The 20,239-nt window shown below is 34.5% G+C and carries 14 protein-coding genes and 11 tRNA genes; 23 read left to right on the forward strand and 2 right to left on the reverse strand.

Annotation, left to right across the window (positions count from 1 at the left end):
* Positions 1 to 67 precede the first annotated feature (67 nt).
* The 10 genes from AC1DMU_RS21135 to AC1DMU_RS21180 all read left to right on the forward strand — a co-directional run bounded on the left by AC1DMU_RS21135 (position 68) and on the right by AC1DMU_RS21180 (position 985).
* Positions 68 to 143 (forward strand) — tRNA-Asp (locus AC1DMU_RS21135).
* Positions 144 to 152: 9 nt separating this feature from the next.
* A tRNA-Phe gene (locus AC1DMU_RS21140) sits at positions 153 to 228 on the forward strand.
* An 18-nt stretch (positions 229 to 246) separates the two neighbouring features.
* Positions 247 to 322, forward strand: a tRNA-Thr gene (locus tag AC1DMU_RS21145).
* A gap of 10 nt (positions 323 to 332) precedes the next feature.
* Positions 333 to 416, forward strand: a tRNA-Tyr gene (locus tag AC1DMU_RS21150).
* A gap of 7 nt (positions 417 to 423) precedes the next feature.
* Positions 424 to 497, forward strand: a tRNA-Trp gene (locus AC1DMU_RS21155).
* Between the two features lie 19 nt (positions 498 to 516).
* A tRNA-His gene (locus AC1DMU_RS21160) sits at positions 517 to 592 on the forward strand.
* A 63-nt stretch (positions 593 to 655) separates the two neighbouring features.
* Positions 656 to 730: transfer RNA gene (locus tag AC1DMU_RS21165), tRNA-Gln, on the forward strand.
* A gap of 4 nt (positions 731 to 734) precedes the next feature.
* Positions 735 to 809, forward strand: a tRNA-Gly gene (locus tag AC1DMU_RS21170).
* A 14-nt stretch (positions 810 to 823) separates the two neighbouring features.
* Positions 824 to 894 (forward strand) — tRNA-Cys (locus AC1DMU_RS21175).
* Positions 895 to 903: 9 nt separating this feature from the next.
* A tRNA-Leu gene (locus AC1DMU_RS21180) sits at positions 904 to 985 on the forward strand.
* 212 nt (positions 986 to 1,197) lie between these two features.
* Here AC1DMU_RS21180 and AC1DMU_RS21185 read toward each other — a convergent pair.
* Entirely contained in the window at positions 1,198 to 1,518 is a 321-nt protein-coding gene (locus AC1DMU_RS21185) for a DUF3884 family protein (protein WP_046956772.1), read from the reverse strand.
* A 351-nt stretch (positions 1,519 to 1,869) separates the two neighbouring features.
* Between AC1DMU_RS21185 and AC1DMU_RS21190 the strand changes: the two genes are divergently transcribed.
* From AC1DMU_RS21190 to AC1DMU_RS21250, 13 genes are all read left to right on the forward strand, one after another.
* A complete protein-coding gene (locus AC1DMU_RS21190) occupies positions 1,870 to 2,589 on the forward strand; it encodes a YebC/PmpR family DNA-binding transcriptional regulator (protein WP_000532975.1) in 720 nt (239 codons plus the stop codon).
* Positions 2,590 to 2,737: 148 nt separating this feature from the next.
* On the forward strand, positions 2,738 to 3,199 hold the full coding sequence (locus tag AC1DMU_RS21195; protein WP_088061749.1) for an NUDIX hydrolase: 462 nt from the start codon (positions 2,738 to 2,740) through the stop codon (positions 3,197 to 3,199).
* A gap of 427 nt (positions 3,200 to 3,626) precedes the next feature.
* The gene (locus AC1DMU_RS21200; RefSeq protein ID WP_048541849.1) at positions 3,627 to 4,403 is read left to right on the forward strand and encodes a transglycosylase domain-containing protein; all 777 of its coding nucleotides are present in this window, start codon (positions 3,627 to 3,629) and stop codon (positions 4,401 to 4,403) included.
* Positions 4,404 to 4,591: 188 nt separating this feature from the next.
* Complete coding sequence (locus AC1DMU_RS21205) at positions 4,592 to 5,242, forward strand: DsbA family protein (RefSeq protein WP_000841323.1); 651 nt, start codon at positions 4,592 to 4,594, stop codon at positions 5,240 to 5,242.
* A gap of 114 nt (positions 5,243 to 5,356) precedes the next feature.
* A tRNA-Gly gene (locus AC1DMU_RS21210) sits at positions 5,357 to 5,430 on the forward strand.
* Positions 5,431 to 5,629: 199 nt separating this feature from the next.
* Positions 5,630 to 6,772, forward strand: a complete 1,143-nt coding sequence (queG, locus tag AC1DMU_RS21215) for a tRNA epoxyqueuosine(34) reductase QueG (RefSeq protein WP_048541846.1) — start codon at positions 5,630 to 5,632, stop codon at positions 6,770 to 6,772.
* Between the two features lie 44 nt (positions 6,773 to 6,816).
* On the forward strand, positions 6,817 to 7,704 hold the full coding sequence (locus AC1DMU_RS21220) for an amidase domain-containing protein (RefSeq protein ID WP_088061751.1): 888 nt from the start codon (positions 6,817 to 6,819) through the stop codon (positions 7,702 to 7,704).
* A 58-nt stretch (positions 7,705 to 7,762) separates the two neighbouring features.
* The gene (trmL, locus tag AC1DMU_RS21225; RefSeq protein WP_000538149.1) at positions 7,763 to 8,251 is read left to right on the forward strand and encodes a tRNA (uridine(34)/cytosine(34)/5-carboxymethylaminomethyluridine(34)-2'-O)-methyltransferase TrmL; all 489 of its coding nucleotides are present in this window, start codon (positions 7,763 to 7,765) and stop codon (positions 8,249 to 8,251) included.
* A gap of 127 nt (positions 8,252 to 8,378) precedes the next feature.
* Positions 8,379 to 10,448: a sensor domain-containing protein gene (locus AC1DMU_RS21230; protein ID WP_088061754.1), complete on the forward strand. Its 2,070-nt coding sequence runs from the start codon at positions 8,379 to 8,381 to the stop codon at positions 10,446 to 10,448.
* 392 nt (positions 10,449 to 10,840) lie between these two features.
* A complete protein-coding gene (locus tag AC1DMU_RS21235; RefSeq protein WP_000353275.1) occupies positions 10,841 to 12,736 on the forward strand; it encodes a PrkA family serine protein kinase in 1,896 nt (631 codons plus the stop codon).
* A 446-nt stretch (positions 12,737 to 13,182) separates the two neighbouring features.
* The gene (gene yhbH, locus AC1DMU_RS21240) at positions 13,183 to 14,358 is read left to right on the forward strand and encodes a sporulation protein YhbH (protein WP_046957378.1); all 1,176 of its coding nucleotides are present in this window, start codon (positions 13,183 to 13,185) and stop codon (positions 14,356 to 14,358) included.
* A gap of 129 nt (positions 14,359 to 14,487) precedes the next feature.
* A complete protein-coding gene (locus AC1DMU_RS21245; protein WP_476941561.1) occupies positions 14,488 to 17,535 on the forward strand; it encodes an NEAT domain-containing protein in 3,048 nt (1,015 codons plus the stop codon).
* A 155-nt stretch (positions 17,536 to 17,690) separates the two neighbouring features.
* Positions 17,691 to 18,554, forward strand: coding sequence for a GNAT family N-acetyltransferase (locus AC1DMU_RS21250; RefSeq protein ID WP_088061758.1), 864 nt, complete (start codon positions 17,691 to 17,693; stop codon positions 18,552 to 18,554).
* Between the two features lie 128 nt (positions 18,555 to 18,682).
* On the opposite strand, the gene opuD is transcribed toward AC1DMU_RS21250, so the two are convergent.
* Positions 18,683 to 20,233, reverse strand: coding sequence for a glycine betaine transporter OpuD (gene opuD / locus AC1DMU_RS21255; protein ID WP_088061760.1), 1,551 nt, complete (start codon positions 20,231 to 20,233; stop codon positions 18,683 to 18,685).
* Positions 20,234 to 20,239: the final 6 nt, after the last annotated feature.

Consider the following 20,239-nt stretch of genomic DNA (forward strand, 5'->3'; position numbering starts at 1 on the left):
AGCACGGTAGCTCGTCGGGCTCATAACCCGAAGGTCGCAGGTTCAAATCCTGTCCCCGCAACCAAATGGTCCCGTGGTGTAGTGGTTAACATGCCTGCCTGTCACGCAGGAGATCGCCGGTTCGACCCCGGTCGGGACCGCCATTTTAATAAGGCTCGGTAGCTCAGTCGGTAGAGCAGAGGACTGAAAATCCTCGTGTCGGCGGTTCGATTCCGTCCCGAGCCACCATTTATCTTAATAATATACGCCGGCTTAGCTCAATTGGTAGAGCAACTGACTTGTAATCAGTAGGTTGGGGGTTCAAGTCCTCTAGCCGGCACCATGTAAGTTTCGGAGGGGTAGCGAAGTGGCTAAACGCGGCGGACTGTAAATCCGCTCCTTCGGGTTCGGCAGTTCGAATCTGCCCCCCTCCACCATTTACATAGGGGCATAGTTTAAAGGTAGAACTGAGGTCTCCAAAACCTCCAGTGTGGGTTCGATTCCTACTGCCCCTGCCAAATATATTTACACAACATGGCGGTTGTGGCGAAGTGGTTAACGCACCGGATTGTGGCTCCGGCATTCGTGGGTTCGATTCCCATCAGTCGCCCCATTTTTATTTTTAAAATTACAAATAATTTAATTGATACTTACATATAATTAAGTAAGAATTCGATGGGCTATAGCCAAGCGGTAAGGCAACGGACTTTGACTCCGTCATGCGCTGGTTCGAATCCAGCTAGCCCAGCCATTTTGCGGAAGTAGTTCAGTGGTAGAATACAACCTTGCCAAGGTTGGGGTCGCGGGTTCGAATCCCGTCTTCCGCTCCAATAAAATTTAGCATGGCGGCATAGCCAAGTGGTAAGGCAGAGGTCTGCAAAACCTTTACCACCGGTTCAAATCCGGTTGCCGCCTTTCTTTTGTGCCGATGTGGCGGAATTGGCAGACGCGCACGACTCAAAATCGTGTTCCTTCGGGAGTGTCGGTTCGACCCCGACCATCGGTATCATGAACGGCGAAAAAAACTCTATACAATTAGTATAGAGTTTTTTTGTATTTTCTTTTCATTATATGACAAAATAAGTACAAAAAGTGTACGGTGAGTAGACTGCGAAACATTAAAAGGATAAAAACAAACATTCATTTTTATCCTTTTAATTGTGATATTCTATAAAATTCCAGCAAAATATTGTATATACAATATTCCCTTCGAGCACTCTAGAGAGAATTTCTCCAACCCGGTGACATGAAGTTAAATCCGACAGCACCAGTAGATATTAGTACATTATCAACGGTTAAGTTTGTAATTTCTAAAAACCTCTTTTCAAACTCTTCTTTGTTGTACTTGTACATAGTTGAGTGGCACGCCCACATGTGCGTTGAAGTACTCAACCAATCTCCTAATTCCTTTAATTCAGGAAATGACTCAAATTGAATTGGTTCATCTAATTTCATGAATCTCACTTGATAGATAGTTGGGTTTAACTTCTCTCCTATTCCTTTCAGACCATGTGCTTTTTTCTCATGTGAATGTGTCATACTTCTCCCTCCATCTCTCTTCAAATTTTTTCCTTTTTTTATTATACAACAATAGAAAGTAGTTATGGGAATATTATGGAAATATGTATCGGCTATATAAAAAGACTCTAACATTTCTGTTAGAGTCTTTTTTGTTAAATTATACTATGTGCTTTTAAAATTCGTAATAAATGTAGAAATTCATGTATAATATAACTTGTCGAAAGAACAAAATGATAGTAATTTATATTATGTCTGTAATATGAATCAAAAATGAACTTTTTATATTTCTTTTAAAAATGTGTTGAATACACATTATATTTCATATTAATATTTTTATGTAGATTTAAAACGGGAAAGAGAGTGGAAAGTATGGGTCGTAAATGGAATAATATTAAAGAAAAAAAAGCATCAAAAGATGCAAATACAAGCCGTATATACGCGAAATTTGGACGTGAGATTTATGTGGCAGCAAAACAAGGCGAGCCAGATCCAGAATCAAACCAAGCGCTTAGAGTTGTATTAGAACGTGCGAAAACATACAACGTACCAAGAACAATTATTGATCGTGCAGTTGAAAAGGCAAAAGGCGGTTCAGAAGAAAATTATGACGAGCTTCGTTATGAAGGATTCGGACCAAACGGATCTATGGTAATTGTAGATACACTTACAAATAACGTAAACCGTACTGCAGCAGATGTACGAGCTGCATTTAGCAAAAACAGTGGTAACATGGGTGTAAACGGTTCTGTAGCTTACATGTTTGATGCGACAGCTGTTATCGGTCTTGAAGGTAAAACATCAGATGAAGTTCTTGAAATTTTAATGGAAGCAGATGTTGATGCACGTGACATTCTAGAAGAAGAAGATTCTGTTATCGTGTATGCTGAACCTGATCAATTCCATTCCGTACAATCTGCACTTAAAGATGCTGGTGTTGAAGAATTCACAGTTGCAGAATTAACAATGCTTGCACAAAGTGATGTAGAACTTCCTGAAGATGCTCAAGTACAATTTGAAAAAATGGTTGATGCATTAGAAGATCTAGAAGATGTGCAACAAGTTTACCACAACGTAGACTTAGGAGAATAATACGATAGAAGCCCCTGTTCATTTAACGGATAGGGGCTTTTTTTCATGAAGTTAATTAAGAGGATGAATTAGTAAAGGTATTTTGTTTTAGACAGGGAATATGCTTATAGGGATATATGAAATAATCATTATTTCTAGGAGGTTTAATATGGAACATAAAACACCAAAGCATATCGTTGCTGTAGCAGGTTATTTAACAAATGAAAAAGACGAAGTGTTATTAGCTAAAGTACATTGGCGATCGGATACGTGGGAGTTGCCAGGAGGACAGGTGGAAGAAGGAGAAGCGCTCGATCAAGCTGTTTGTAGGGAAATAAAAGAGGAAACAGGATTAACGGTGAAGCCTATCGGTATTACAGGAGTTTATTATAATGCTTCCATGCACATTCTAGGTGTTGTTTTTAAAGTGGCATACGTGAGCGGTGAAATACAAATTCAGCCTGAAGAAATACAAGAGGCTAAATTTGTTGCTTTAAATGAAGAGAATATAGATGGGTATATAACGCGTCCTCATATGAAATCCAGAACGCTTGATGCGATGAGAGCAGCACATTGTATTCCGTACGAAACGTGGGAAGTGCAGCCATATAATTTAATAGATAGATTGTAAAGAAAAGGGTAGCCGGTTTGAGATACAATCAAATCACTACTCTTTTTTGTATACTGTTTAAGAAAAAGGTCAAAATAATAATAGTGCTAGTATTGATTCCAGGAACGTTTGTTCTGTATAATGTATGATATATTGTATACATTTAGATTACTAGATACTTACAAATATATATTTTTGTAGATGATATAATGAAAATAGGATGTTTTAATAGGGAAGTATAGGCTTAAGGTATACTCTGTTATTGGTTTAGCATAATCTATATTCAATATTTCAGATGAGTAGTAGATAAAAAAGGACTGTGATACAATACTTTTTTATACCTTACAATGATGTAAGGTACGTGTAAGAGAAATCGATGGGATATTTTTTTACAACAAGGTATTCTTAAAGTAAGAGTTATACGCTGTGTGGAAAAGAGGTGTTTAAGATGAAAGAACGAGTATTATCTAGGGTGAACTATCATCAAAAAGTTGCATTAAATCCAATGACTAAATTCTTTTATAAAGCCATTATTTTATTATTATTGTTAAGTTGTACGTTATTATTCATTGGAAATGTAATGATCGAGCAAAGTGATATTAGTAAATTACATGTACCTGCTAAGTTAGAGGTGCCAGAATCATTAACACATGCATTTATTGCGACAGAAGATAAAAGGTTTTATCATCATAACGGTTTAGATTATATAGCGATTGTCAGAGCGTCTGTTGAGAATATAAAAGCTGGTGGTGTTGTGCAAGGCGGAAGCACAATTACACAACAGTTATCCAAAAATGCCTTTTTAACGAATGAACGTACATTTTCTCGTAAGTGGAAAGAAATTTTTTATACGAAAAAAATTGAACGCACATTTACGAAGGATGAAATTTTAAAATTGTATGTAAGTAATATTTATTACGGAGAAGGAGCATGGGGAATTGAAAAAGCAGCAAACCTTTACTTCGGTAAAAAGGTGAGCCAATTAACGTTGGCTGAAAGTGCAATGATGGCTGCTGTAGTAAAGGCACCCGCTTATTACTCACCTGCACAAAATTATGATAAGGCCGTAGAGAGACGAAATGTCGTTTTGAGATTAATGGAGAAAGAAGGCTATATCAATCATAATGAGTATGTGCAAGCAGTTAGTGAGAAGTTAGTAATTCGTCATGATATAAAAACAGAGCAGTCGATGTTAAAGAGTGCTCGTGAAAAAGCAGTAAGCTAAAGGAAGTTCCTACATAGGAGCTTCCTTTTTTTGAATAAATTGTGACAAATTGTGACACAATATCGTCACAATTATTGTGTTTTTGTAATTTATGTGAGCGTGTTCATTGCGTGACGTATATAAGTGTTGATATTATGTGTATTGTGTACAATGCTGTATACAGAATATGAATTTAAAGAGGAATGTATATGAAATCAAATAAACTCATGGCTCTTGGTGTAGTTTTTTCTATCGCAGTATTGATTGTAATCGGAACAATTGCGTATAGCATCATAAATGACAAAAAAGATAAAGGGAATGAGATGTTTGCTTATTCCACACAACAATCTTTAGGGAAAGATGATGCCCCAGTTAAGGTAGTTGAATTTGGAGACTTCAAATGTCCTGCTTGTCGTACTTGGGATGTAACAGTATTACCACGATTAAAAGAAGAGTATATCGATAAAGGTAAAGTGCAGTTATACTTTATTAACTTCCCATTTATCGGAAAAGACTCTGATTTAGGTGCAGCAGCTGGTGAAGCAATTTATAAACAAGATCAAGATTCATTCTGGATTTTCTACGATGAGATTTATCAAAGTCAAAAGAAAGACACGGAAGAATGGATTACAGAAGAATTACTTCTTAACATTGTGAAAGAGAAGCTTCCGAAAGTTGATGTAGAACAATTTAAGAAAGATTTACACAGTAAAGAAATAAAAGAAAAAGTACGTAAAGATTCAGATCGTGCTCAAAAATTAAAAGTTCAAGGTGCTCCTTCAGTATATATAAACGGAAATCTTGCAAACCCTGATTTCGATAGTATGAAGAAGGCGATTGATAAAGAATTGAAAAAGTGATGAGATACTCATCACTTTTTCGACTTTTTTCGATAAAATTCTTGCTTCCGTTTTTTTTACATGCTATACTACTTTACATAAGTTATTCTAATATCTTATATTTATTTCATATTTGCGGGTGTAGTTTAGTGGTAAAACAAGAGCCTTCCAAGCTCTGGTCGAGAGTTCGATTCTCTTCACCCGCTCCAAATTTTATTAAATGTTTTTCTATAAATTGTGATCAACGCAGTGTTTCGTTTCTAAGATAAACGAGGCATTGCGTTTTTTAATGTTTGAAAAACATAATTGTATGCGAAAATAGAAGTAAAGAATAGTATTCCAAAAGTGAATTGCTAACCAATATAGTCGTTACATAAGGGATGGATTCATCTGAGGAGGCGATTAGGAATGGATTTTGAACAATTAAAGCAAGATGTCATTGCGTATAGTAAAACAATTGGTATAGATAAAATAGGCTTTGCTAGTGCCTCACCATTTGAGGAATTAAAGCAGAGGTTAATCCAGCAACAACAATTAAATTATCAATCGGGATTTGAAGAGTCTGATATAGAAAAGAGAACGAACCCACAGCTTCTACTACCTGGTGCAAAATCAATTATTGCGATTGCATTAGCGTATCCTTCAAAATTAAAAAATGCACCATTAAGTAAGCGCGGAGAACGCCGCGGTATTTTTTGTCGTGCCTCTTGGGGACAAGATTATCATCTTGTTTTACGAGATCGTTTGCAAAAACTAGAAGCATATTTAATCGAAAAACTTCCCGATATAGAAGTTAAGTCAATGGTTGATACGGGTGAATTAAGTGATCGAGCTGTTTCGGAGCGTGCCGGTATTGGATGGAGTGGTAAGAATTGCGCTATAATTACACCTGAATTTGGTTCGTATGTATATTTAGGAGAAATAATTACAAACGTTCCCTTCCCACCAGATCAGCCGATAGAAGATCAATGTGGAAGTTGTACAAAATGTATTGATGTTTGTCCTACAGGCGCTTTAATACAAGGAGGACAGTTAGATTCGAAGAAATGTATTGCATTTTTAACACAAACGAAAGGATTCCTACCGGAAGAATACCGCGACAAAATAGGAAATCGTATTTATGGATGTGATACATGTCAGACTGTTTGTCCGAAAAATAAAGGAATGGATTTTCATAATCATCCTGAGATGGAACCAGATCCTGAGTTAGTTAAGCCGTTATTAACACCACTTTTAACAATTAGCAATCGTGATTTTAAAGAGAAATATGGAATTATGTCTGGTTCATGGAGAGGTAAAAAGCCGTTGCAACGAAATGCAATTTTGGCACTTGCGCATTTTAAAGAGGCATCAGCAATTCCAGATTTAATTGGTGTTATGAAAGACGATCCAAGACCAGTACTTCGCGGAACAGCAGCATGGGCACTTGGGAAAATTGGTGGAGATGGCGTGGGCGAAGCTATTGAAAAAGCGATGCAACGTGAGAAAGATGAAGAGGTTCTTCATGAAATGAATCGCGGACTTGAATTGTTAGCGCAGAAAAAAGAGTAGATAATATCTCCCTTCTTCATATTGTAATATGGGAGGGAGACGAAATGGTTGTAAAAATAAATATTGAAAAGCAAGTACAACAATTTTTAGCATATGTAACAGAGAAACGAACAAATGTAGATGGTATTGCTGAAGATTTATTACAAATAGCACAGAGAAAGAAACAATTGTTTCAAAAGCGTAATGCAGAGATAGTGAAAGCAACTGCGGATGTTTCTTTCATGAGACAATTAAATAATAGCAATCATCAAGAAATTGATTATCAAATACATTTTAAATATTTAATTAAGCATAAAGAATTATTTTATATCGAAGAGGAACAACTAAAACGAAGAGTTTGTTTAAATAATAGCCGGGTAATAGGTGATTATGCTATTGAAGTGCCAGAAGCAGTTGGAATGAGTGAGACGTTAGAAAGGGAAGTTACAAAAGAGAAGTACGGTTCTTATCGGTACAACCGTTTAGAGGCAGTTAAATATGCAGAGCGTTGGTGGGATGATCGAAACCCTGTATATCGTAATTTCCCTGATAATTGTACGAATTTTATTTCTCAATGTCTTCATACTGGAGAAGTACCAATGAATGGATATCCTAATATTCGCAAAGGATGGTGGCAAAGGGAGAATCAGTGGAGTTGGAGCTGGGCTGTCGCACACTCTTTTTATTGGTATTTGTCAGGTGCTACAACAGGGCTTCGAGCTGAAGCGGTAGAAAGGCCAGAGGACCTTATTCTTGGTGATGTCATCGCTTATGATTTCGAGGATGATGGTAGGTGGAATCATACGACGATTGTAGTAGCAAAAGACGCAGATGGTATGCCACTTGTAAATGCACATTCAGCGAATAGCCGTCGGCGTTATTGGAACTATGAAGATTCTAGTAAATATACACCACAAATGAAATATAAATTCTTTCATATTATTAATGGGTAGAGATTTTTCGCTCAAGTGGTATAATACGTAGTAGACAAAAAACAGAGGTGAATATCGCGTGGGAGTACATGTTGTTTTATATCAACCAGAAATTCCAGCAAATACAGGGAATATTGCTCGTACTTGTGCAGCAACTGGAACAGAATTACATTTGATTAGACCGCTTGGATTTTCAACGGATGATAAAATGTTAAAGCGTGCAGGATTAGATTATTGGCAGCACGTGAAAGTTACGTATTATGATTCAATTGAAGAATTTTATGAGAAAAATAAAGACGGTGAATTCTTCTATTTAACAAAGTATGGCGAGAAAGCTCATACAGCATTTGATTATAGCAAACGTGAGAAGGATTACTATTTTGTATTTGGAAGAGAAACAAACGGCTTACCAGCTAATGTAATCGAAGAAAATTTCGATCATTGTTTACGTATTCCAATGACTGATAAAGTGCGCTCATTAAATTTATCTAATACAGCAGCTATTTTAATTTATGAAGCATTCCGTCAACAAAATTATCCGGGATTAGATTTAGAAATTGTTTATTAAAAGTCGCCATATGGCGACTTTTTTTCTAAAAATAAAAATAATATGTAATCATACATTTAAAAAAGGGTACATATTCATATAGAATGGGATATATGAATAAAAATAGATTAGACGGGTTGAGATAAATATGAAGGAACAATATAATAATCAAAATACCTTTTTAAGTATGATAGATATGGATTTAATAAGAAGAGGACTATTACATGCTATTCAAGATTTAGTATTTATTGTGAAAGTTATGGATGAGGAAACCTTTAAATATATTTATGTAAATAAGATAGGTATGGATTATGGGAAGCTAGGCGAAGAATGTTATGGAAAAACGTTTGCTGAAGTATTATCAGAAGATACGGCGGAAATATTGCGAGTGCAATATGCAAAAGTAGCGAGCGAAGCGAAAGCACATACCTTTTGTGATGTAGTTAGTTTACCAAAGGGTGAGTTACATTATGAATCTTCACTTAATCCTGTATTCGACGAAGAAGGAGTATGTCAGTTTATTATTTGTATTACGAGGGATATCACAGCTCAGATTGAGGAAAAGGCAGAGATAGAGGAAAAACAAATGTTGTTTAAGTCGTTATTAGAATATAATAATGACTCCATTATATCTATGGATTCTATAGGTAGAATTACATATGCAAATCCAGCAACGTATGAAATATTTGGATATCGATATGAAGAATTACATAATAAATTTATTTTTGAATTTATTAATAAGGAATATGAAAAAGATTTTCAAATTATATTTAAAGGAGCCCTGCAAGGAAGGGCAAAACAAATTGTTTCAAAGAAATATGTTCATAAAGAAGGGTACGAGCTCTATATTTCTTTGAGAACTATTCCGATTATTGTGAACGCCGAAATTGTTGGGGTATATATTGTTACGAGGGATGTTACAAGGCAAGTATTGAATGAAATGCGAACAGAATATTTAGCTTATTATGACCAATTAACAGGATTAATGAATAGAATTTCATGTGCAAATAAGTTAAATGTTTTTTTAAATGATAATACAGAGTTTGCACTTGTTTTTATAGATTTAGATGAATTTCACCTTATTAATGATACTTTTGGTCATAAAGAAGGAGATAAAGTATTACAAAAAGTTACAGAATGTTTAAGCAGTCTTCAAATAGACGGTATGCACTTATTTAGAGAACACGATGATCAATTTGTTATGTTAATAGAAAATATAACGAAAGAACGTGTAGAGATAGTTGCAAAAAGCATACTAAAAAAGATTAGTGAACATTTTGTAATCGAAGAAGAGGACGTCTATTTAAGTGCGTCAATCGGAATTGTAATGGCTCCAACAGATGGAGAGGATGAAAAAATATTATTCCAAAGAGTTGATGCTGCTTTGGAAAAAGCAAAAGAAAAAGGAAAAGGGCATTATCAGTTTTATTGCAGTGGATTAGATTGTGAGCGTGAACAAAGATTTATAATAGAAAACCAATTGCATCGTGCTATAGAAAAAAATGAATTCTGCTTGTATTATCAGCCACAAATGAATATTGAAACGAAAAAAATAGCGAGTATGGAAGCTTTAATAAGGTGGGAGAATAAAGAATTGGGATTTGTCTCTCCCAATCAATTTATTCCGCTAGCAGAAAGAACAGGATTTATTATTAAGCTTGATGAATGGGTAGTAAATGAAGTGTGTCGGCAAATACGTGAATGGTTAAATAAAGGATATGAAGTTGTCCCGATTGCAGTTAATATTTCAGCCAGGCACTTTCGCTCGATTACATTAATAGAGATGATTACACGAGCGTTACATAAGTACAATGTACCAGCTCATCTATTAGCGATAGAGGTTACAGAAGGAGCCCTTATGCATAAAGACATATCGAAAAGGGTATTGCTACAATTAAAAGAACAAAATTTAAAGATTCATTTAGATGATTTTGGGACGGGATATTCATCTTTAAGTTATTTAAAAACGTACCCAATTGATACGTTGAAAATCGATCGTTCTTTTATGGAAGGTATACATGTGGATGAACGTGATACGAATATTACAGCTGCAATTATTCATTTAGCTCATACTTTGGAATTGAATGTAATTGCAGAAGGAGTAGAAAAAGCGGAACAAATACAATTTTTGAAGGAAAAGAATGTGAAGTTTGTGCAAGGTTATTATTATAGCCGACCTTTATCAAAATATGATGTGGAAAATGTGTATTATAAATGATTGATAAAAAAAGTGATGTGCTAAGAAGCACATCACTTTTTTTGTGTACCAGGTTTATCATTGTAACCAGATGTGAAAATAGCTGTAAGAAATGTGAGTGATACACCTAAAATTAATAATAATTTCATACTAATATCCCTCCTATTTTTCAGTTTACGAATCTTAAATATGAATCAAAATGTATGTAAGGTTCTTGGAAGAAAAGAATTTATTTAAAATGAATAGAGGTGTAAAAACTTTAATACCTATATTATACAGAATTTTCTTTGAATTTTGGAGAGAATTTTATAGCACTACTGTATATTTCATTTTGATTTAAAGAATGTTTAAGGACATCCTAGCATACCTTTTATAATAATCCGATTGAACAAGGAGATGGGGGAGGAGCTATAATGGATATTCTAAAAAAGATTGAACAGCATCGAGCAGCAGAAGAACGGTTACAATGGGAAGGTACGTTTGCGGAGTATTTAGAGCTTGTGAAGGAAAGACCATGGGTGGCTCAAACAGCACACTCTCGCATTTACAATATGATAAAAGATGCTGGAATCGAAGAAGTAGATGGTAGAAGAAAGTATAACTTCTTTAGTAATCAGCTATTTGGATTAGAGGATGCTTTAGAACGTCTTGTGGAGGAATATTTTCATCCATCTGCAAAACGATTAGATGTTAGAAAACGTATTTTATTATTAATGGGTCCTGTTAGTGGCGGGAAATCAACATTAGTTACGATGTTGAAACGAGGATTAGAAACATATTCACGAACAGATCGAGGCGCAATTTTTGCAATTAAAGGCTGCCCAATGCATGAAGATCCACTGCATTTAATTCCGCATCATTTACGGGATGATTTCTTTGGTGAGTATGGAGTTAGAATTGAAGGGAATTTATCGCCATTAAACGTAATGCGTCTAGAGCAAGAATATGGTTCAAGAATTGAGGATGTAGTTGTAGAGCGTATTTTCTTCTCGGAAGATCGCCGTACAGGGATTGGTACATTTAGCCCGTCTGATCCTAAATCACAAGATATCGCCGATTTAACAGGTAGTCTGGACTTTTCAACAATCGCAGAATATGGTTCAGAATCAGACCCACGAGCGTATCGCTTCGATGGAGAATTGAATAAGGCAAACCGTGGGATGATGGAATTCCAAGAGATGCTAAAATGCGACGAGAAGTTTTTATGGCATTTATTATCGCTTACGCAAGAAGGGAATTTCAAAGCGGGAAGATTTGCGCTTATTTCAGCAGATGAATTAATTGTAGCGCATACGAATGAAACGGAGTATCGTTCCTTCATAGCAAACAAGAAAAATGAAGCATTGCACTCAAGAATTATTGTAATGCCAGTTCCATACAATTTACGAGTGAGTGAAGAAGAACATATTTATGAAAAAATGATTCGTGAAAGTGATGTATCCAATGTGCATATTGCACCGCACACACTTCGCGTTGCAGCAATGTTTACGATTTTAACTCGTTTAAAAGATCCGAAGCGTCCAGATATTGATTTAATTAAAAAGATGCGTTTATATGATGGAGAAACGGTAGAAGGCTATAATGCGATTGATGTAGAGGAGCTACAACGTGAATATCAAGATGAAGGTATGAGAGGTATTGACCCTCGTTATGTTATTAACCGAATTTCTTCTACAATTATTCGAAAAGAGGTACCATCTATTAACGCATTAGATGTACTTAGATCGCTCAAAGACGGGTTGGATCAGCATCCGTCAATTAGTAATGAAGATCGAGAGCGTTATATGAATTTCATCTCATTAGCGAGAAAAGAATATGATGAAATTGCGAAGAAAGAAGTACAAAAAGCATTCGTGTATTCATATGAAGAATCAGCGAAGACACTTATGGATAATTACTTAGATAACGTTGAAGCATATTGCAATAAATCGAAATTACGTGATCCATTAACAGGTGAAGAAATGAGTCCAGATGAAAAGCTAATGCGCTCAATTGAGGAGCAAATTGGAATTTCAGAAAATGCTAAGAAAGCATTCCGTGAAGAAATTTTAATTCGCATTTCTGCTTACGCGCGTAAAGGAAAACGCTTTGATTATAATTCACATGAGCGTCTTCGCGAAGCGATTCAGAAAAAACTATTTGCTGATTTAAAAGATATAGTGAAAATTACAACATCAACGAAAACGCCAGACGAAAATCAGCTTAAGAAAATCAATGATGTTGTTGCACGCTTAATTGATGAGCACGGCTATAATTCTTCATCTGCGAATGAATTATTACGCTATGTAGGTAGTCTGCTAAACCGATAGTTTGATAACAAAACGCTGTCTCTTGTATTTTGCGGGACAGCGTTTTATTATCCATTTATATGTGTAAAGTGTCATACCTTGTCCAAATGTAATAAATTAAGATACAATTTCATGAATTTATTGTCAATTATTTTTACAATATGCATATGATAGAGTAACCAACCATTCATACGAAAAAAGCCAACACAATACAATATGTTGCAAAGTGTAAATGTGTGCAACTATGCATTGTGTTTCTTTCTTATCAACGGCTGAATATTTCTTTCTAGTATGTGAGTGGCAAAATTTTGTTTAGGATGCTCGGAGTATTATATGAAAAACGTTATATATGTTTATGGGATGAATTTCGATGGGCAGTTATCTTTCATTCTAGCTTGCACAGTATAAAATAAAATTTCTAGCTTACTGTTCATAAGGGAAGACAATTACAGTAAGGAGGGAAAGAAATGGGTGAAGAAAACCAACCAAATTATACGATTTCACAGGAAAACTGGTCCCTCCATCGCAAAGGATATGACGACCAACAACGCCATCAAGAAAAAGTACAAGAGGCAATTAAGAATAATTTACCCGATCTTGTAACAGAAGAAAGCATAGTTATGTCTAATGGTAAGGATGTTGTAAAAATACCGATTCGTTCTTTAGATGAATATAAGATTAGGTACAATTATGATAAAAACAAACACGTTGGGCAAGGAAATGGTGACAGCAAAGTTGGTGATGTCGTTGCGAGAGATGGATCAGGTGGTCAAAAGCAAAAAGGACCAGGAAAAGGGCAAGGAGCAGGGGACGCGGCTGGAGAAGATTATTATGAAGCTGAAGTCTCTATTTTAGAATTAGAGCAAGCATTTTTCAAAGAGTTAGAGCTGCCTAATTTAAAGAGAAAAGAAATAGATGAAAACCGGATTGAACATGTTGAATTTAATGACATTAGAAAGACTGGATTATGGGGAAATATCGATAAGAAACGAACGATGATATCCGCATATAAACGAAATGCGATGCGTGGTAAAGCCTCTTTTCATCCGATTCACCAAGAAGATTTAAAGTTCCGTACTTGGAATGAAGTATTAAAGCCAGATTCAAAAGCTGTTGTATTAGCGATGATGGATACGAGTGGATCGATGGGAATATGGGAGAAATATATGGCACGTAGCTTCTTTTTCTGGATGACGCGATTTCTACGAACGAAGTATGAAACAGTAGATATTGAGTTTATTGCCCATCATACGGAGGCAAAAGTAGTTCCAGAGGAAGAGTTTTTCTCAAAAGGAGAAAGTGGCGGAACGATATGTTCTTCTGTATATAAAAAAGCACTCGAGCTAATTGATAATAAATACTCACCAGACCGCTATAATATTTATCCATTCCATTTTTCAGACGGTGATAATTTAACATCAGATAATGCTAGATGTGTAAAGCTTGTCGAGGAGTTAATGAAGAAGTGTAATATGTTTGGATATGGGGAAGTGAACCAGTACAACCGCCATAGTACCCTCATGTCAGCCTATAAAAATATTAAAGATGAGAATTTTAGATATTATATTTTAAAGCAAAAAGCAGACGTATTCCATGCGATGAAGAGCTTTTTTAAAGAAGAAACCGGAGAAAAAATGGCATAACCCCCTTAAAAAGGGGTTATTTTTTTGTTAACTTTTTATTTTTTTAGTTGACAATGATAATGAAAATTATTATCATTTATTCGAGATATGATTACATTTAGATTTATATATTTTGGAGGAGATGTAAAGTTGAAAAAAAATAAAAGAAAACATATAAATGCGATGATTATCGCTGCGGCGTTATCACTTCCATTTGCCACGTATTCAACGCCTGCTTTAGCGGYAGTAGCAATTGAGGCTAATAAAAAGGGCTATGCTTTAGAAGATGGTACATATGATGCTGTTATGAAAGCATATAAAGATAAAACGAATGAGGAGTCTATGGCAGCTGTTTATATAAAGGATCCTAAGTTAACGATTGAGAATGGAAAGAAAATGGTAACGGCAACGTTAAGTGATAGTGATTTCTTCAAATACTTGAAAACAGAAGATGTTCATACTCCTGGTGTGTTTCATGATGTAAAAGTAATATCAGAAGATAAAAAGAAAAACGGAACGAAAGTGATTCAGTTTGAAGTAGGAGAATTAGGAAAAAGATATAATATGCAAATGCATATTTATATTCCGACAATGGCCTATGATAATAAATATCAAGTGCAGTTTGAAGTAAATGCTTTAAATTTAGAAAATAATGTTCCAGAAAAGCAAAAGGAAAATAAAGAGGATCAACAGGATGAAGACGGAAATGTAATATTAGATAAGCAATTACAAAGGCATATTAATAAGTATAATTTAAATAGAGAGAATCTAAATACGCCAATAACTAAGGAAGATTTATTAAAAGTTAAATCTTTAATAGTCGTTGAAGCGAAAAGTAAAGGAATACAAGACGTAACTGGTTTAGAATATATGACGAACTTAGAAACCTTAACATTGGAAGAAGTTAAGTTAGAAAATATACAATTTATCTCGAGTTTGAGACAATTGAAATCATTAAGTATAACTTATGGTGAACTTAAAGATATTGGACCTTTGGCTGAGTTAGAACATATCGAAAGTTTAAGCTTGAGAAACAATAAAATCTCGGATTTAAGCCCATTGAGTCAAATGAAGAAGATCAAAATGCTAGATTTAAATAGTAATTATATAAAAGATATTAAACCATTATTTACAGTAACAACTTTAAAGACTTTGACTGTAGCAAATAATCAAATTAGTAATGCTAATCTTGCTGGGATTGAGCAATTGAAGAATGTGAAGAGTTTATCTTTAAGCAACAATGGACTGACTAATATTGAACATATTACACCAATGAAAAAGTTAGTAGAGTTAGATCTTTCTAAAAATGAATTAGAAAACATCGAACCTGTATCAAGATTGTCTACCGTACAATCACTTAATTTAGAAGAAAACTATATCTCAGACATAACGCCACTTAGCCACTTAACAGGTTTATACGATTTAAAGCTAGGGTCAAATGAAATTCGTGATGTTAGACCGGTTCAAGAGTTAGGGAAAAGAATGTACATTGATATTCAAAGACAAAAAATCTTTTTAGATGATGTAGAAAAAGATAAGGAAGTTAAAATACCTATCTATAATTTACAAGGAGAGCCACTCGATACTGTTCAATTAAAGAATGGAGATGGAGTAGTTAATAATGGTTCTGTTAAATGGAGTACTACTGGTGAAAAAACATACGAATTTCTGTTGGATATAAAACCAGAAGAGAATCGTATTAAGTTTAATGGAACAGTAATTCAAAATGTTGTTGAAAGGTTAGATGAAATAAAAGGAAATGATGAACAAAAGGAAAATATAATTCTTGATAAAACTTTACAACAACATATTAATAAAGAGAATTTAGGTAGAGAGAATTTAAACGCTCCTATCACAAAAGAAGATTTATTGCAGATTAAAAAATTAGAGATACTTAAAGAAAAAGGGGAAAATATAAAAGATATAACAGGTTTAGAATATATGATGAACTTAGAAAAACTTACTTTAGAAGGAGTAGGTTTGAAGAATATTGAATTTATCTCAAACTTAGAAAAGTTGAACGATGTGAATGTATCTCATAATCAGATTGAAGATATAACACCACTATCTTCATTAAAAAGTTTACAGTGGTTAAATCTTGCTGATAATCAAATTAAAGATGTTTCAGTTCTTAGCCCAATGTTAGACCTACTCAGTTTAAAATTAGCTGGAAATGAGATTCGTGATGTAAGGCCGTTAATACAATTAGGCCAATGGTTTTCAATTGATGCCGGCAGACAGAAAATCTTTTTAGATGAAGCAAAAGTAAATGAAGAAATTCAAGTTCCTGTATATGATTTAGAAGGAGAAATTATTGAGAATATTAAACTGACAAGTGAGGGTGGAACATTTAATAACCGAGTAATAAAATGGAGTACTCCAGGTGAAAAGGTGTATAAATTTGATTTAGATTCGGATGAAATTAGTATAAGTTTTAACGGAACAGTAATCCAGAATATAGTTGAAAAAGAAGAAGAAAAAGAACCAGCAAAAGAAGTTGAAGAATCAAAAGAAGAGCCAAAAGAACCAGCAAAAGAAGCTGAAGAATCAAAAGAAGAAGTAAAAGAACCAACAAAAGAAGTTGAAGAATCAAAAGAAGAAGTTGAAGAACCAAAAGAAGAAGGGAAAGAACCAACAAAAGAAATTGAAGAATCGAAAGAAGAAGAAAAAGAGCCAACAAAAGAAGTTGAAGAATCGAAAGAAGAAGAAAAAGAGCCAACAAAAGAAGTTGAAGAATCGAAAGAAGAAGAAAAAGAGCCAACAAAAGAAGTTAAAGGATCGAAAGAAGAGGTAAAAGAACCAACAACAGGAGTTGAAGGATCGAAAGAAGAAGAAAAAGAGCCGACAAAAGAAGTTGAAGAATCGAAAGAAGAAGTAAAAGAACCAACAACAGGAGTTGAAGGATCGAAAGAAGAAGAAAAAGAGCCAACAAAAGAAGTTGAAGAATCGAAAGAAGAAATCAATCAATCGGCACCAGTTCAAGAACAAAACGTGAATAATCAAGTTGTGAAAGAAAAAGTAGTAGAGAATCAAAGCATGAAAGAAAATAAACCAGTTGTTAATAAAGAAGAAGAAAGTAAGAAATCGCTAGGAGCAACAGGTGGACAAGCGAATACATCAACTTTACTTTCGGGTGTAGCATTAGTTCTTTCAGCACTGAGTATGTTTGTATTTAGAAAGAGATTATTTAAGAAATAAAAACGTTTTATCTTATTATAATGTAAAATAATTATGTGAGTTTTTGAGAAGACATTATCATGGCGATTTCATTTTGAAATATGCTTATGATGATGTCTTTTTTAGAAGGATATAAATGTAAAAGGTGTAAATATATTAGAGAAGGAGGAGAGGTCATGCATGTCAGTTCTATTTTGAAAACTGAAGAGGTGGCATCATTTATTGCAAGTATGAATAAAGATGCTACTCATTATGTTGGTTATTGTGGAGACGAGAAAGAGGAGTTATTACAGACAATTATCCATGATTTTTCTGATATAGGATGGGAACAATCTTTTGTTGTTACTTATGAAAATAATAAAATAATAGGTGTATTAGGATTTGATGTGGATGAAGTGAAAAAATGTGCAGAAATATGGGGGCCGTTTATTATTGTAGAGAATTGGGAAGAAGTTGCTTTACATATGTGGAAGGAACTTATAGAAAAGATGCCTTTTCATATTGAGAAATTTTATGGTTTTTATCATGTGGAAAATAATAATTGTGCTCGCTTAATGAAGGATTTACATGCTAAAGAACAAGATCGACATAGTATTCTCATTTTAAAAAACATTCCAAGAAAACGTGTTATATGTAATGTAGAAGAGGCTTTACCAAAAGTATTTGAGCAGTTTATCGCTTTACACAATAATGTTTTTCCTAATACATATTATGAAGGAATTGAAATTATCGAACGTTTAAGTGATACGAATAAATTATTTGTAAGTATGAAGAATGATAAGTTAGAAGGTTATGTATATGTTGAAGTAAATCCGGAGTTTCAAGAAGCGAATATCGAATTTATTGCAACGACTGAAAATAGTAGAAGAAAAGGTGTTGGAGAGCGCTTATTACAAGGGGCAATTCAGTATATTTTCTCCTTTCAAGGGATGAGAGAGATAGAACTATGTTTGAATACGAATAATGATGGTACGATGAAGTTGTACAAGAAAGTAGGTTTTGAGGAGAAAGCATGTTTACAACACTATATAATAGAGTAAAAACCCATTCGTATGAAAATTATATTTCATACGAATGGGTTTTATTTAATTTATTTTGCAGCCCTCAGTAATAATGGATTCAGGACTAATCGGAGGACCGAATTCTTCTTTAGGAGAGGTGCTAATCGTTACATAACCTTCTTTATTTTTTGCGGAACTTCTTTTGCTTGTAAATTAACATCTTCTTTTCGAAGCTCCTTAAAGAGCGAAATGACCATAAGAACAACTACGATAGAAAATGGTAGCGCGGCAATTATAGCTGCTATTTGCAGTGCATTTAATCCTCCAGCTTGTAATAAAATAGCAGCAATTATCGCGATTGTTAATCCCCATATAAGTTTTAAACTATTTTTCGGTGATAAGCTTCCGTTACTCGTTTGCATTGAAACAACAAATGTTGCCGAGTCAGCAGAAGTAACGAAAAATGTGGCTACTAAAATTAACCCGATAATTGTTAAAAATGTAGAGAACGGTAGGTGTGAAATAACAGCAAATAATCCAATCTCTGTACCATTTTTTGCGATTTCATCAGCTATACCAAGCGATTGGAACATTTCCATATGGATAGCGGTACCGCCAAATACTGCAAACCAAAATGTACAGATAAGAGTTGGGACTAATACAACTCCAATAATAAATTCTTTTATTGTACGCCCTTTAGAAATACGAGCGATGAATGTACCGACGAATGGAGACCAAGAGATCCACCATCCCCAATAGAAAATAGTCCAGTTTTCAATCCAAGAAGAAGATTTTTCATTAAATGCTCCTAAATTTAATCCCATACTAGGTAAAGCTCCGATATAAGAACCGAGTGTAGATGTGAAATATTTCATAATAAATACAGTCGGTCCTAAAAGTAAAAAGGAGACGAGTAAAATACCTGCAAGAGAGAAATTTAAGTTACTCAAATATTTAATCCCACGATCTAAGCCTGTTTGTGCACTTGTTAAATATAAAACAGCGAAGATGGCGATAAGTACAAGCTGTGTAAGTACAGTGTTATGAATAGAAGGGAATAAATAGCTTAATCCTCCGGCGATTTGTTGAGCACCAATCCCAACAGATGGCACAATACCGAATACTGTGGCTAAAACAGCCAAAATATCGACTGTTTTTCCGATAGGAGAATTTTTCGATCGATTAAATAATGGAGTAACTGTAGCCCCAATTGTGCTACCTTTTTGTTTACGGAATGTGAAATATGCAATTGTTAAAGCAACCATCGCGTATAGTGACCACGGAAAGAGTCCCCAGTGGAAAAATGAATATTGCATAGCGAGTTTGGCGCTTTCCTCTGTACCTGCTTTTCCTGTTAATGGATCTGTAAAATGTGAAATCGGTTCAGTGATTCCATAAAAGAGGAGTCCAATTCCCATTCCTGCTCCAAACAACATGGATAGCCAAGATGGATAACTATACTGTGGTTTTTCTCCATCTTTACCAAGACGAATAGAACCGTACTTAGAAAATGCTAAATAAGTGGCTAAAATAATCATTGCGATCATAAGTAGAGAGTAAAACCATCCAAATTTATTGAGGATAAATGAGTTTAAGGAAGATGTAACACTTTGCAAATCATAGCCTTGTATCCAACTTGCCGGGGTAATTCCCCATATAATGAATAATGTTGTTAGCAAGATGGAGATATAAAATACACTGTTTTCTTTTTTTATCATAGAATC

This window comes from Bacillus sp. 01N45 (assembly GCF_056399205.1).